The organism is Clostridium pasteurianum DSM 525 = ATCC 6013 (assembly GCF_000807255.1).
In the GTDB taxonomy this organism is placed as follows: Bacteria; Bacillota; Clostridia; order Clostridiales; family Clostridiaceae; genus Clostridium_I; species Clostridium_I pasteurianum.
In genome coordinates, this window is record NZ_CP009268.1 from 875790 (window position 1) to 890563 (window position 14774).

A 14774-nucleotide genomic window follows, 5' to 3' on the forward strand; every position below is an offset into this window, starting at 1 on the left:
AATTAGTATAATTTAGTTAAAGATGGTGGAATAATTGATTAGCAAATTTAGTTTAATAATTAAAATTATTTTTATAGCTGTTGTATATCTTATACTTTTCTTTTCCCTTCGTATAATGTTTAAGGATACAAGGAAGAGTAATAAAGAGCAGCAGAAGGCATACAATGGACCGGACTTTGATGAAGAAGATACTATAGTTTCTCACAGAGAGGACACTATAATTAGTGATAGAGAAAAAAATACTGGAATTTTTTATAAAGATTATAGTGAAGCAGATAATAATCGTTATAATAATTCTACAGAAGAACAGGAAGAAGCGGTATATTCTCCTTTAATTGACAAGTTAATTGGGATATGTGAGTATGTAGAGGGAATTTACATAAAGCAGCTTAAGAAAAAGAAAATTATTTCAGATACTAAAAATATAAATAGGGAAAAGAGAAAATATTATAATAGAATAATATATTCACCTATTAATGGTAAAATTTATAATTCTTATTACAATTATGTGTTTATGAATTTGCTTTTAGTATTGGTAATTACTCTGATTTTTACAGTGCTTTTTACTTCAGAACTTAAATTTCCCTTTAAGCTTTTAAGTATAATACCTGCAGCAGTATTTTTTCTCTACCTATGTAAACTTTATAATTATCTTTCACCTTTTATTTCCCGTATAAAAGTTCTTAGAAGACATCTTATATACATAAATAAGGAAAATTTCAAGGATCCAGTGATTTCACCGGTAGAGGGTATTATATCCTCCTTGAAAGAAGATGAGAATAGCATAGAGATAAAAACAGCTTTTGGAATCAGACTGTTTATATCCATGAAATATATAAAATCCATTGAAATGCTTGTAAAAGAAGGAGACAAAATAACTTTAGGTGAGGAATTATTTAAATTTACTGTAGAAGGAGAAACAAATCCTGTAATGTTTTTCTATATAGGAAGCAATAGAAGCTACAAGATAAAAAGTATAAAACAGATGAACTTTGAAATCATTCAACAGAATGATGCACTTTTTTTGGCGGAGTGCAGTATTTATGAAGCTTCTCCCATATTAAGGGATGGAGAGGTTATTTCACTTAGCTCTTATGTCTATGGAGATAATGAATACAGCAGTAAAATAGTAACTGTGAATGGTACTAATGGTCAAGCACTTATGGAAAATTCAAATGCTATGGGTAAAGAGGAGAGATTTTTAGTGGTAGGTAGTAAGGATGGAACTGTGTCATTAAAATCTCTTAAGAATACTGCATATGTTGGAGTTAATTTAAGTGAAAAAGGTAAGCTTTCAGCTAACAGCTTTGAAATAAATAATGCTGAAAAGTTTATTTTTATATGGCAGGAGCAGGGGGCTTATGTCATAATAGCTTTAGCAAATAATAAGGTAGTTAGTGCGGATATTAATGCTGAGGGAACACTAATGGCAAATCATGATTATATTGGTGCTGCGGAAAGATTTTATATATGGAAACACTAATTGGCAGTGTGATTTTTTTAATAATTTTATTAATGAACTTTCAAAATATAAATATAACTAATAATTTAAAAGTACTATTAAAATAATTTGTTATATTTATAATTAAACAAGCTAAAATCTACTATTGTTAACAGTAGTAGATTTTAGCTTGTTAGTTCTTTGAACTTTGATATTTTAAATTTCCACTGTTTTACTCTGTGAAACTTCACTTAATGACAATTCTACATTGGATTTACTAGTATAATGTTTTTCGTAGGATCTATAGCATTTAGGAGAAACAAATTTAATTCTCTCATTGAGAATTAATACCAGTATTGAATTTATAGTATTTAAGGATTTAGCAGTAAAGGGGTTAAAATATCCCCAAAAGGCCAGTGTTCCCAGGGCTATATTATACAATTTAGAAAAGGTTATAGTCTGTTTGATCATTCCGTAAGATCTTTTAGATAGTGTTATAAAATCCCCAAGGCTTTCTACATTATCATCAAGTACAATACAATCTGAATGAAGTTTTACTTTATTGCAGGCAGAATTACAAAAGGATACACTTATATCAGCTGCTTTCATTGCTTTAGAGTCGTTTATACCGTCTCCCACCATCATTAAAGTTCTTCTTTTCTTCATGGAATTTATAACTGTTTCTTTGTCTAAATCGGTACATTCACTGTAGATGTTATTTATTCCTAGTAATTTAGCAGTACTATTGGCTTTTTCCTCTAAATCTCCTGTTAGAAGTGATATATCTTTAATTCCTGAAGCATTTAACATCTCAATCAATTCTTTAGATCCATCTCGTATAACATCCTTTAAAGCTAAAAGAGCACAAAGTTTTCCATCAATACTTACTAATATAGGAGTGCAAAGATTTTTTTCAAAATTATAATAGTCTGTTTCAGCTATTCTTGTGTTTATATTATTGGATTGCATAAGCTTTATGCTTCCTATGAGTATTTTATGATTTTTAAAGTTTGCTTCAACTCCAGTGGTGGGTATAAAGGCAGCGTTATTTATCTTGCTGATATCATAATTTTTAGCCTCACGCTTTAGGGTTACAGCAATGGGATGATAATTATCAAGTTCACAGGCTGCACATATATTTATTATCTCATCCCTTGAATAGAAGTCGCTATAGAGTTTTACATCTTTTATGCTCATTATTCCCTCTGTTAAAGTACCAGTTTTATCAAAGGCTATACTATTTACATTTATTAGTTTTTCTAAAGAATTTGGATTTTTATAGTATATTTTATGCCTATGTAAAAGTGAAAAATAATTTCTCATGCCACTGATAAGAGCAGTACTAGAGGCTTCAGGACATAAAACTAAAAGTATTGACATAGCATTTAAAAGGCTTCCAGTAAATAAGTAGTTAAAAGCGGCTATACCCATAGCCACAGGGGAAGCATTATTTTGATAACCTATAAGCCTTTTATTTATATACATATTTTCAAATATGGATTCAGCTTTAACAGAAGGCCTTGGAATTTCCAAGACTTTAGCCTTTATGTTCCCTGAAAGCAAAGTCATTCCTTCATAGGCAGTATTTCCACTTTTTAGTTGACTTACTATTGGCTGACCACTGTAATATAAATTGTTAATAAGGCAGGAGCCTTCTTCAATAACTATTTTTGCGGGAACTATTTCACCTTTATGTACAGCTATTGTACTACCAATATTTAAAGACTCTGCTGGTATTAAAATTTCACTGTTATCCTCTCTAATGAGCCAGCTCATATCGGAATTTTTTCTTGTACTTTGATCTAATTGTCTCATACAATTTACTTCAGCAGACAATTTTATGTATTCACTTAAGTATTTTAGAAACAATAAAAGTATGCCTTCTGAACTTTCACGCATAATTATGAGAGCTAGCGCAGATAATTTCAATAATATATCCGCATCTGTGGGAATATGTTTTGTAAATCTTTTATAAAAGCTTTTTAAAATAGGATATCCTCCTACAATAGTAACTATAGAGGCTGCCTCTAATACCTTAAGATTAGTATGCAATGAAAAATTACCCTGGAAAATCTGTTTTATTTTAAAAGTGATGTAGACAATTCCAGAGGCAATAAGTTTTAATTTTACTTTATCTCTTCTTTCAACTGTTTCAAAATATCTGTTATAATTTTTTAAATCTCTTCTGCCATTTTGTATTATGGAAGAAAGAGCATTCTTTATATTGTCTTTTATAATTTTATAATCTGATTTCTTTTCATCATATATAACAAGTATTGTAGAAGCATGTATATTTATTTTGTTGTATTTTACTCCATAGAGATTATCAATATAGATACCTATGTATTTAGCAAGAGATTTGTCTTTATAAATGCTTTTAGTTTTAAATCTTACACGCCCAGGTAAAACATGTAACTCATGCAAAATTATCACCGCCTGCGATTTTAGAATTCTCATTATTCATCTTCAGATGTATTTTCAATATTTGTGATGTGGTTTTTTCTGGAATTTTTAAGAGCTTCCTCACTGACTCCACTGCAAAAGCCGCTAACTTCATCTTTTATATCTACAGTTTTACTTAAAATATTTACAGCAGCGGATTTAAGATGTTTTTTGTTTTTTGATAGAATTTTACATACTATTATTCCTGCTGCTGTTCCTAAAAGGAATTTATTAATATTTCTGTTCATATATGTGCCTCCATATTAAAGTACTTTAAAATTAGATTCAATTTAATTATTGACTAATTTTCATATTCTAATAACAAGAGGTTGAATTTTACATATAAACCTTATTTTAAATTCGATACATACAACAAACTCCTCAGGTAATACTAATTATGAAATCATACTATTTAAATATCATACGTCTAAAAACTTTTTTGTATATATTTTTGTTACCGCTATTTTCACTAGCCTGAAAAAAATAATCACTTATACCTTTAAGGTAAGAGGCCCAGGATTCAATGTATTCCTTTTCGCAGTCTGGGTTTGAGTTTATATCCTCTAAAGTGAGTTTTATACAGTCTCTTATGGTGTTTTCTGCACCATCTAATTTTTCTTCTAGCATTTTAAAATTTTCTGTTTTAGCAGAAGAATTTTCCTCTAGAACTTTAGTTTTCATAGGCAGCTCCTTTCATTTAATAGATTTTTAGTGTTGCTCTGCAGCATTAACTTTTCTCTTTTTGCTTTTATATTGTGCTTCTGCAAAAATGTCTTCGGTATTTTCCTTTATATCGTATACACCTTCTATTGTCTTGTCAGCTACAGTATAAATTCCAGTCAGAGTTCCTACTGCTAATTTTCTAAGAGGGCTTCCTATTAAAGATTTTAAGGAATGACTTCTTCTAGAGTGATCGCGTCTTCCATCCTCTGAATTAAAATTTGTATTATCCAGTTTTTCAAGTATGCTTCCAATATTTTTGTTGATATTTTCAAAGTCTGAATGCATAGTTTTTATGCTTTCTTCCATATTGACTTTAATACCTTCCAGTGATTTTATTTCTCTATTTAAGTTCTCATATTTTTCTTCAAGGGATCTTAAGCTGTCTTCGTATTGAGATGCATTTTTTATTGTGCTATTTTCTTCTATTGTATTTTTACTAGTAATATTTTTATCCTGTTTGTTTTCATTAAAGGTATCCATATATATCCTCCATTTAAGTATAATTAAAATTTAACTTGACTAACTTGGCGTAAGTCTCCCACGCACTCTGCACAGCTCTCGCACCAAATTGAAATTTGGGTTCTCTGCTTGCACGCTGTACAGCGAATCACACCAAATACAAAATAAATTTTGTTTTGTCTGCTTGCACGCTGTGAAAGTGATTCGCACCAAATTGAAATTTGGGCTCTCTACTTGCACTCTGCGAAAGCGATTCACACAAAATCAAAAAGAAGATTTGGGTTCTCTGCTTTTCTTCAAGTAGGAGTTCAACGCCAAGTAAGCAATGCATTTGCAGTTCTAAAATTCAGATAGGGTAAAAGAATTCCCACCTGAATTAAGAACTTGCTTCAATAGTATTAGAAAATAGTATTTACCGTAAATATAAATTTAATACATAGAATCAAAAAATAATATTTAATTACAATAAGAATATTTTTTATAAATTTTGATAAGCTAAAAGGAAATACTTAAGTGGGATATATTATTTTAAAATTAAAAGGATGATGAGGATGAGTCAAAGCACTGCGGTTAGAATTGACTATAAAAACAAAGTGAGAAGGAGAGAGAATAGACTCTATAAAAGGATAAGAGTACCGCTAACTTATATCTATAAAAACAGACAAAATGCTCAGCAGATAGAAATATTATTGAGCAGAAAACATGGAATTCAGCTTGTAAGGGCAAATCCAATAAATTCAAAAGTACTGGTGGTTTATGATGAGTGGATAATGGATGAAGATAGTATAATAAATTTATTGAAAAGGATTGTAGAAGAATTAAAATTAAAAAAAGATAAATTTAATAGGAAATCAACTGATAATTACAATGAAGAAGTAGCTCTTGCCATAGCACCAGAATTTCAGGATGATGAAGATGACAAGCACAGATGGTATGCTATGGATATGAAAAATATAAAAATTCTTTTAAAGACAGATTATGAAAGGGGAATATCCGATAAATCTGCAAAATCAAGACTCAGAAGTTATGGATTCAATGTTATTTCAGAAAAAAAGAAGGAGTCTCTATTTAAAAGATTTATAAGCGACTTAAATGATACCTCTGTTAAGCTTCTATTGGGAGTAGGTACAATTTCATTTTTTCTGGGTCAGATCATAGATGGAGCGGTAATATTTGGTATGGTATTTTTAGAAACTTTAATTGGAATGGCACATCAGAACAAAGCGGAAAAATCCATAGGTTCTCTAAAAAATATGATTGTACATAGAGCTTCAGTTATTAGAAATGGAAGTGAAATGCAGGTTGAAACAAAAAAATTAGTCCCTGGAGATATTATATGTCTAGAAGCTGGAGATAAAGTTCCGGCAGATGCCAGAATAATTAAGTGTAATTTTTTGAGAGTAAACGAAGCTTCTCTTACTGGAGAATCGGCAGCAATATCTAAAGGAATAGGTATTTGTGAGAAAAATACGGAGCTGGGAAGCAGAAATAACATGTTGTATATGGGAACAAATATAGTTTCAGGAAATGCTGTTGCAGTAATTGTAGAAACTGGAATGAAAACAGAAATAGGAAATATTGCTGCTATGCTGCAAAGTATAGGAATAGATGAAAGTCCCATGCAGATAAAGATGAAAAATTTTACTCGAAAATTAACTAAAATATGTATCATAGTCTGTATTGGGGCAAGTGCAATGGGGCTTTTATTAGGGAGAAGTTTAGCTCAGATTTTAAATTTATCTGTTAGTTTAGCTGTAGGTGCTCTGCCGGAAAGTCTGCCAGCTCTAGTTACTATTGCTATGGGATTAAGTGTTCAAAGACTTTCAATTAAAAATACAGTAGTGAGAAAAATGAATGCAGTAGAGGCTTTGGGGTCTGCCAATGTAATATGCTGTGATAAAACTGGAACTCTTACATTAAATGAAATGACTATAAAAAAGATGTACTGTGATAAAGCCTTATATAAAATGACAGGTATAGGATATGAGCCAAAGGGAGAAATAGAACTTCTAGAAGGAGAACCCAATAAAAATGTTTCTAGAGATGAATTGCTAAGAGCAGGAATACTATGCAGTAATACAAAACTTGTACAAAGGGACAATCAATGGCAGGTTCAAGGCGATCCTACGGAGGGAGCTCTTTTAACAGCTGCTGAAAAATGCAATATTAAAGAGGAGATTGTGAAAAGTGAATTTGAAAGAATAAGGGAAATTCCCTTTGACAGCTGCAGACGATATATGACGGTTGTAGTTAAAAATAAAAGTCAAATAAAAGCCTACTGTAAAGGTGCCTTTAGCAAAATCATGGATAAATGCAGTATGATATATGAAGATGGAGAAATGAGATTATTTACAAAAGCTGACAGAGAAAAGCTGTCATCAATTCAAAAGGATATGACTGGAGAAGGTTTAAGAGTACTTTCCTTTGCATATAAAAATTTAAAAAGCGAAAGAGATGATATCAATGGCAATTTTACCTTTATGGGCTTAGTTGCCATGGAGGATTCTCCTAGACTTGAAGTAAAAAATTCTATAGAAAAATGCCATAAGGCAGGTATAAAAGTTGTGATGATAACTGGAGATAATAAGGATACAGCTTCTTCAATAGGAGAACAGCTTGGACTATTAAATGGAGGATTGGTTATTACTGGAAATGAACTTGAAGATATGAGTGATAAAGAACTGGATTCTAAGGTTGGGAATATAGAAATATTTGCAAGAACATCTCCGGAGCAGAAATTTAGAATTGTAAAATCCTTTAAAAGATGCGGCTATGTGGTGGCCATGACAGGAGATGGAGTAAATGATGCGCCTGCCATAAAGGAGGCCAACATAGGCATTGCTATGGGCAATAATGGAAGCGATGTGGCAAAGGATGTGGCAGATATAACTTTAATAGATGATAATTTTTCTAGTATAGTAAGGGCAATTGAAGAGGGAAGAGCAGTATCCAATAATGTTAGAAATACTACTAGATATCTTCTAGCAGGCAGTGTGGGAGAATTAATAGCCATAGGCGTTTGCTCATTTACAGGAGGAATACTTCCCTTAATAGCAATTCAGGTACTTTGGACCAATATAGTCTCTGAAAGTATACTTGGAGTCTCTCTTGCCATTGAAGCAGCTACTGGAGAGGAAATGAAATGTCCTCCTGCTAAAAAGAGTACAGAGCTCATTGACAGAAATTTAAGTTCAAAAATTATAAAAAGGGGTATGGGAATAGGTGTTACCAGTGTAGCACTTTTCAAAGGATATAATATGCTTGGACTGGGAGTTCAAAAGGCAAGAACTATGGCTTTCAGCAATTTGATTTTGACCCAGGTGGTAAATGTATATGATTGTAAAAATAATAAAAAGATAACGGATAATATATATATGACCTATGCTACAGCTAGCTCTGTAGCATTACTTGGAGCTATAATATATGTGCCATTTTTTGCTTCTATTTTTAAAACAGTGCCTCTTGGAATTGTGGATGCAGGAATACTGGCAACTTCTGTTTCAGCCAGTAGAATTTGATAGGTTATTAATTGAATAAATGTTCTTAGTTTTGATCAGCATGCAATAAAGATAAGGTGTATTTCAAAGAAAATAGATATTAATTAAATTTTAATATTATAATAACTAAAAGACTGTATAACAATTTATATATATGGATTGTTATACAGTCTTTATTTAGCTAAAAAGCATCTACTATATATGTAGATAAAGAATGATTAAAATATAGAATTTACTGCAATATGCAGATTATTCTTTTATAAGTACCTTTTGAATTTCAGCTATATATAATGTATGATAGTCTTTATCAGGATACCATTTTTCATCTAAATCAGTTTCAACGAAGAATTCAGGTTTAAATTCTTGAGCATATAATTTTTTGCATATAACTACCAGATTAGCTTCTTCAAAATATGGTGTAGCATCTGAATGTTCAACAGTTAAATTGGATTTTGTCACCTTGTCTTCATCTCTTCCGGATACAGTTCCAAGATAAGTAAGCTTATCTTTAAAACTTTTGTCTAGAAAGGATAGAGAAAAAGTACTGGAGTTATCTACAAATTCTTTAGTATAACGTTGAGGTCTTAGAACTATGTGAGCTACATTTTTGCCCCACATAACACCAAAACCACCCCAGGATGCAGTCATGGTATTTACTTTGTTATCCTTTTGTGCAGTAATAAGAGTCCAATCCTTACCTATAATTTGAAAGGTATTTTTGTTTAATTCTTCAGGTTTAATTTCTACAAATTTACTCATTATAAAAACCTCCTTTATATTTCAAGTTTTATATTTAGATGTTAAATTAAGTTTTTTAGGCTATATGAAAATATTAACACAAAAACACTGATAAAATCTAGTATCTATTATAATAATATATAATACCAATGTGAATAATATATTTTTTCTGTAATCTATCTATATAATAAGCTCAAAGCTTCTTAGTATAAATATAAAGAAGGTAAGGGTAAAGGCGGATAATAAAGTTGTCATTACAATAATACTGGAGGTTAAAATTCCATCATTGTTCATATTCTTTGCCATAATGTAGCAGCTTACTGTAGTTGGAGAACCAAGCATAATAATTAGAGCAACAAGTTTTTGATCTCTAAAGCCTAAATACACCGCTATAGGCAGAAATATAGCAGCTTGAAGCTCCAGTTTCAGGCAGGAAGCCACTAGAGTAGGCTTTATTTTTGCCAGGGCCTTTCTTCCTTGAAAGCCAGCTCCAATGGTAACCAGTGCCAAAGGGGATGCCATCACTGAAAAGCTTTTTAAGGTTTTATCAATCATTGGAGGAAAGTTAATACTTAACAAGGATATTAACATACCCAGTAAAATTCCAATAATGATTGGATTCTTTATAATATTTATAAAGGCATTTTTTATGTTAGCATTTCCCTCAGTAGAATTTTTACCTTCAAAGGTAAGTACAATAACAGAATATATGTTATAAAGGGGAACGGCTCCAATAATCATCATAGGTGCCATGCCAGCAGTGCCATAGATGTTTTGAACGAAGGCGATACCGAGAATGGCGGCACTTCCGCGAAAGGATGCTTGTACAAAAGCTCCTTTCATATAGGAATCTTTCATAAATTTCTTAGTAAAGAACCAGATTGACCAAAAACAAATTGATGTAACTATGGCACAGAACAATATGTATTTTCCATCAAAGTTCTTAATTATATTGGTTGCTCCTATGTCGGTACATAATAGCAAGGGTAAAGTAACCTTAAAGTTAAATTTATTTGCCACTTCTACGAAATTGTCATTAAGCATGCCTATTCGCTTTAGTACATATCCTACTACAATTACAAAAAATATGGGCATAGTTGCATTTAAACTGTATATTAAACTATCCATTTTAAAATTTCACCTTTCTTAAATGTAAATTATTTTAATTACATTATAATAGAAACTCTAGAATATACAAATTATCATTTGTTTTAATTGATAATCATTTTTTCACAGACAATGCTGTGAGAAAATATTTTCCATGTAATTTTTATTTGTAGTTACTATAAAAAATAAGGTATATACCTAGTGTTGTTTTACATACACTAGGTATATACCTTTATTGAGTATACAGATATCTAATTTTCTAAATAAATATTCTTAAATAAAATAATTTGTAGACTTTGTTTCAAAAATATAAAATTTATGTTTCAAGTTGGATATCTATATTTAATTATTGAACATTATTTTATGCTACTGATTTATTCTTATTGGACTCCATAACTTCATGGAGTTTTGATACCTTATCCTTAAATATCATGGATAGTGTAAAGAATACTATAAATACAGCTAGTAAAAATAAAATATCTTTACCTAGTACATTGTAGTTTATTCCATTTATGATTTCTCTAAGTGCGGATACCACATAAGTAAAAGGCATAAATGGAGATATAACTCTATAGAACTTAGGTGAAAGCTCTATTGGAAAAGTACCTGCAGAGGAAGCTAACTGAAGTACAAGGATTATTATTGCAATTAACCTTCCTACATCCTTTAGTAAGAATATGAGACACTGCATTAAGGCTATAAATACCCAGGAGGTAAAGATGTTAAATAGATAGAGGGCGAGTACATTGCTTGGTCTTATGCCTATTATCATTACCACTGTGCTTACACAAACTGCCTGAAGTGTTCCTACTAAAATATAAACAATGTATTTTCCAAGTACAATGGATTTCCCTCTTGCTTTTATGGACTTTTCTACAGTATCAGGTATTACAAAGAACATCAGCAGTGCACCTACCCATATGGATATAGGTATAAAATAAGGTGCTAATGCAGTACCATAGGTTTCATCTGCAAATAGATGTTGTGTTTCTACATTTACAGGCTGAGATACAAAATTACCCATAGCTGTGCTGGAATTTTTAAGATTATTATTAAGTTTATTTGAGCCATCTGAAAGTTCATCAGTAAGTTCTTTAGAGCCATCATAAACTTTGTTGTTTCCATCATTTATTTTCATAACACCATTATAAACCTGATTGTTTCCATCATTCAATTTCACCATAGCGGTGTAAAGCTTGTTAGCTCCGTCACTTAGGGCACTGGCACCATTGTAAAGTTTATTATTTCCGTCATCTAAATTACTTATGCCATCATAAAGTTTTCCTGCACCAGATGCAAGAGCTGGTGTACCAGAAACTAAGGTGTTTAATCCATTATTTATACCTATAGAACCATTGTAAAGAGCATCAGTTCCAGCATTTAAATTTACGGCACCATTATAAAGCTGAGTGTTTCCAGAGTCTAATTTGGCAGATCCATTATAAAGATTAGAAATTGCAGTAGACAATTCAGGAACAACTTTTGTGTTTAAAGTATTAGTACCTTCAGATATTTGTTTCATGCCCGTTAAAAGGTTGTCACTATTTTCATTATTTAAAGCATAATTAATAGTTTTTAGACCTGAGGAAAGATTATTTTCTCCAGATGAAACATTTTTATAAATTTTTTCTGCATTTGCAGCTAAACCTGAGTCTCCATTAACAGCTGAATTAAGAGCGGATAATGAGGTTTTTAAACCTGCGTTTGAGTTTACCGCAGTATTAAGTGATTTGGCTCCAGAATTAAGAACATTACTTACAGTAGTTATTTGCTCCATTAATTGCTGTTTTTCTTCAGCACTGGTATCTGGTGAATTATATTTTTTAAGTAAGCTGTTTAGAGTTTCTGTTCCTGTGGACATATTATTTACAGAAGCAGAAAGGCTGGAATCACCTTGAGATACTGCATTGTTTATAGCACTTAAATTTTTTCCCAAAGTTTTTGAACCAGAGCTTATACCACCAAGAGCAGAAACTAAGCTAGGCGCATTTTCACTGCCCACATTTACTGCGTTGTTAACCTGTTCTACTCCTTTGGCAACTTTTGTTAGGCTGTCTAACTCTTGCTGTGATCCATCTGCTAACTTTTTAATATTCTTTTGTAAATCCGGAGTATTGCTATTTAATGTATTTAGCCCGTCTTTAAGCTGACCACTTCCATTTTTAGCATCACTTAGTCCATTTTTTAATTGATCTGTTCCTGATTTCGCATTAGCTAAACCACTGCTTAATTTATTGGAACCTTTAGATAATGTGTCTACTCCAGATTGAACCTGGAGAATTTTATCATTTAATTTCCATGAGCCGTCTTTAAGCTGATTAGTTCCATCTTTAGCACTAGCTAATTTATCCCTAATAAGAGCATTTCCATCCCTAGCACTGGCTAGACCAGTTTTAATTTGATTACTGCCATTCTGTAAAGCTGGAACAGCGCTTACAAGTTTTCCACTTCCATCTTTTAAATTTGCAATACCGTCAGTTATTTTACCGCTTCCATCAGAAGCTTGTGTCATACCATCTTTAACATCATACAAATTATCAAAAGTAACTTTTGTATATTCCTTTACGAGACTTTTGGTAATCTTTTCATCAAGATTTGTCTTTATACTTGAAGCAATTTTTACAGCTATATAGTTTTTCTTTGGATTATCTTTAAATATGATATCTGGTTTTTGTGGAGTTCCATTTTTAGCACTAAGAGCTTTTTGTGAAAAGTCTTCTGGAATTATTACTTCTCCATAATATTTTTTACCCGTTAATCCACTATCAGCTTCTTGTTCGGAGACAAATCTCCAGCCCACATCTTTGTTGGTCTTTAATTCATCTACTAAATCCCTACCATAGTTTACAGATTTACTATCATTATTAGTACCTTTATCTAAATTTACTACAGCTACAGGTAAATCCTGTATGTTGCCATAAGGATCCCAAAATGAAGACAGATAAAAGAGACTATAGAATATGGGAGTAATTATTATGGCAATTACAGAAACAGTAATAAATCTGTTTTTCAGTATTCTTTTTATATCTTGAGCTGTAACTTTTAAAAAATTCAAATCATATACCCCCTTTAAGATTGCAAATTGTTAGATGGATATAAATTTGTACTGACTGGTCAGATATAGTTATAACTCTTTTTTGATTTAATGTCAATGTGTGAAAACGTGATTATGAAAAATAAATATATTCTGTATTACTTATCATGATATTCACCGCCATGGAGCTGTTTCTTTTAATAATTTGTTAATAATAGATACTTTGATATAATGTACTAATTATCGGTTGATAATTCAAGGACAATATCGTACTATTTAATATGGCATGGTTTAGATTAATAATTATTAGAAAATAGTACAAGTACATTAAAAAAATATAGAAATGGAGGAATTTAAATATGAATAATAAAAAGACTGCTGGTGTAATCTATGCAGTTGCTTCCTATGGATTATGGGGCATTCTGCCTTTATACTGGAAGTTAGTAGACAGCGTATTTCCAATAGAAATCTTAGCTAATAGAATTGTGTGGGCTTTTGTATTTACAATTATAATTATTGCAGTGACCAAACAATGGCATGAATTAAAAGCTATAGTTAGGAACAAGAAACAAATGTTTTATATTTTTATGGCATCAATTTTGATCACTATTAATTGGGGATTGTATATTTGGGCGGTGAATTCAAATAGAATTTTAGATGCAAGCCTTGGATATTATATTAACCCATTATTAGCCGTGGTACTAGGGATGTTGATTTTCAAGGAAAAGCTAAATTGGTGGACTGGGTCTGCTCTTATTATTGCCACCATTGGTGTCATAATAAAAACTCTGCAATATGGTAAGATTCCGTGGATTTCTTTAGCACTGGCTGTTTCCTTTGGATTATACAGTGCAATTAAGAAATCAGTTAAAGCTAATTCTATAGTTGGGATGACTCTTGAAACAGCTATTGTTACTCCAATTGCTGCAGCATATATAGTATCAAGGCATGTTAATGGAATTGGTGCTTTTGAGACAAAAGGTACATTAGTAATTCTTCTGCTTATAGGAGCTGGTGTAGCTACAGCTGTTCCACTGCTGCTTTTTGCCAGCGGGGCAAGAAGACTTCCTCTATCATTGCTTGGTTTCACACAGTATATTTCACCAACCATAAGTCTTATTATAGGAATTTTTGTGTATCATGAAAGTTTTACAGTTGTTGATATGATTGGCTTTTGTTTTATATGGGCGGCACTAGCTATGTATTCTTTTTCACAGATAAGTTTGGTTAAAAGCCCGAAGAATGTGAAGCAGGCTAGCTAATGGGTTTTACTTGAAACATAATTAGTTTAGTTTGTAAGTAGTTTATGTTATAATTATTACAACATAGAAAC

The 14774-nt window shown here is 31.4% G+C and carries 10 protein-coding genes; 3 read left to right on the forward strand and 7 right to left on the reverse strand.

Going from position 1 to position 14774, the window contains the following annotated elements:
* Nucleotides 1-34 precede the first annotated feature (34 nt).
* Nucleotides 35-1483, forward strand: a complete 1449-nt coding sequence (locus CLPA_RS03860; RefSeq protein WP_003446929.1) for a fascin domain-containing protein — start codon at nucleotides 35-37, stop codon at nucleotides 1481-1483.
* Between the two features lie 174 nt (nucleotides 1484-1657).
* Here CLPA_RS03860 and CLPA_RS03865 read toward each other — a convergent pair whose 3' ends face one another.
* The 4 genes from CLPA_RS03865 to CLPA_RS03880 all read right to left on the reverse strand — a co-directional run bounded on the left by CLPA_RS03865 (nucleotide 1658) and on the right by CLPA_RS03880 (nucleotide 5086).
* A complete protein-coding gene (locus CLPA_RS03865; RefSeq protein WP_003446931.1) occupies nucleotides 1658-3865 on the reverse strand; it encodes a heavy metal translocating P-type ATPase in 2208 nt (735 codons plus the stop codon).
* A 32-nt stretch (nucleotides 3866-3897) separates the two neighbouring features.
* The gene (locus tag CLPA_RS03870) at nucleotides 3898-4131 is read right to left on the reverse strand and encodes a hypothetical protein (RefSeq protein ID WP_003446932.1); all 234 of its coding nucleotides are present in this window, start codon (nucleotides 4129-4131) and stop codon (nucleotides 3898-3900) included.
* A 160-nt stretch (nucleotides 4132-4291) separates the two neighbouring features.
* Complete coding sequence (locus tag CLPA_RS03875) at nucleotides 4292-4564, reverse strand: hypothetical protein (protein WP_003446933.1); 273 nt, start codon at nucleotides 4562-4564, stop codon at nucleotides 4292-4294.
* 27 nt (nucleotides 4565-4591) lie between these two features.
* Nucleotides 4592-5086 carry a hypothetical protein gene (locus CLPA_RS03880; RefSeq protein WP_003446934.1) on the reverse strand — a complete coding sequence of 165 codons (495 nt, stop codon included), beginning with the start codon at nucleotides 5084-5086 and terminating at the stop codon, nucleotides 4592-4594.
* 530 nt (nucleotides 5087-5616) lie between these two features.
* Between CLPA_RS03880 and CLPA_RS03885 the strand changes: the two genes are divergently transcribed.
* Complete coding sequence (locus CLPA_RS03885) at nucleotides 5617-8583, forward strand: cation-translocating P-type ATPase (protein ID WP_003446935.1); 2967 nt, start codon at nucleotides 5617-5619, stop codon at nucleotides 8581-8583.
* A gap of 228 nt (nucleotides 8584-8811) precedes the next feature.
* Here the strand turns inward: CLPA_RS03885 and CLPA_RS03890 are convergent, their stop codons facing one another.
* The 3 genes from CLPA_RS03890 to CLPA_RS03900 form a co-directional block, all read right to left on the reverse strand.
* A complete protein-coding gene (locus CLPA_RS03890) occupies nucleotides 8812-9321 on the reverse strand; it encodes a flavin reductase (protein ID WP_003446938.1) in 510 nt (169 codons plus the stop codon).
* A gap of 159 nt (nucleotides 9322-9480) precedes the next feature.
* Nucleotides 9481-10428: an AEC family transporter gene (locus CLPA_RS03895; RefSeq protein ID WP_003446940.1), complete on the reverse strand. Its 948-nt coding sequence runs from the start codon at nucleotides 10426-10428 to the stop codon at nucleotides 9481-9483.
* Nucleotides 10429-10768: 340 nt separating this feature from the next.
* Entirely contained in the window at nucleotides 10769-13462 is a 2694-nt protein-coding gene (locus CLPA_RS03900; protein ID WP_003446943.1) for a YhgE/Pip domain-containing protein, read from the reverse strand.
* A gap of 338 nt (nucleotides 13463-13800) precedes the next feature.
* Between CLPA_RS03900 and rarD the strand changes: the two genes are divergently transcribed.
* Nucleotides 13801-14703 (forward strand): EamA family transporter RarD, encoded by a 903-nt coding sequence (gene rarD, locus CLPA_RS03905; protein WP_003446945.1) that lies wholly within the window; start codon nucleotides 13801-13803, stop codon nucleotides 14701-14703.
* The last annotated feature ends 71 nt before the right edge of the window (nucleotides 14704-14774 follow it).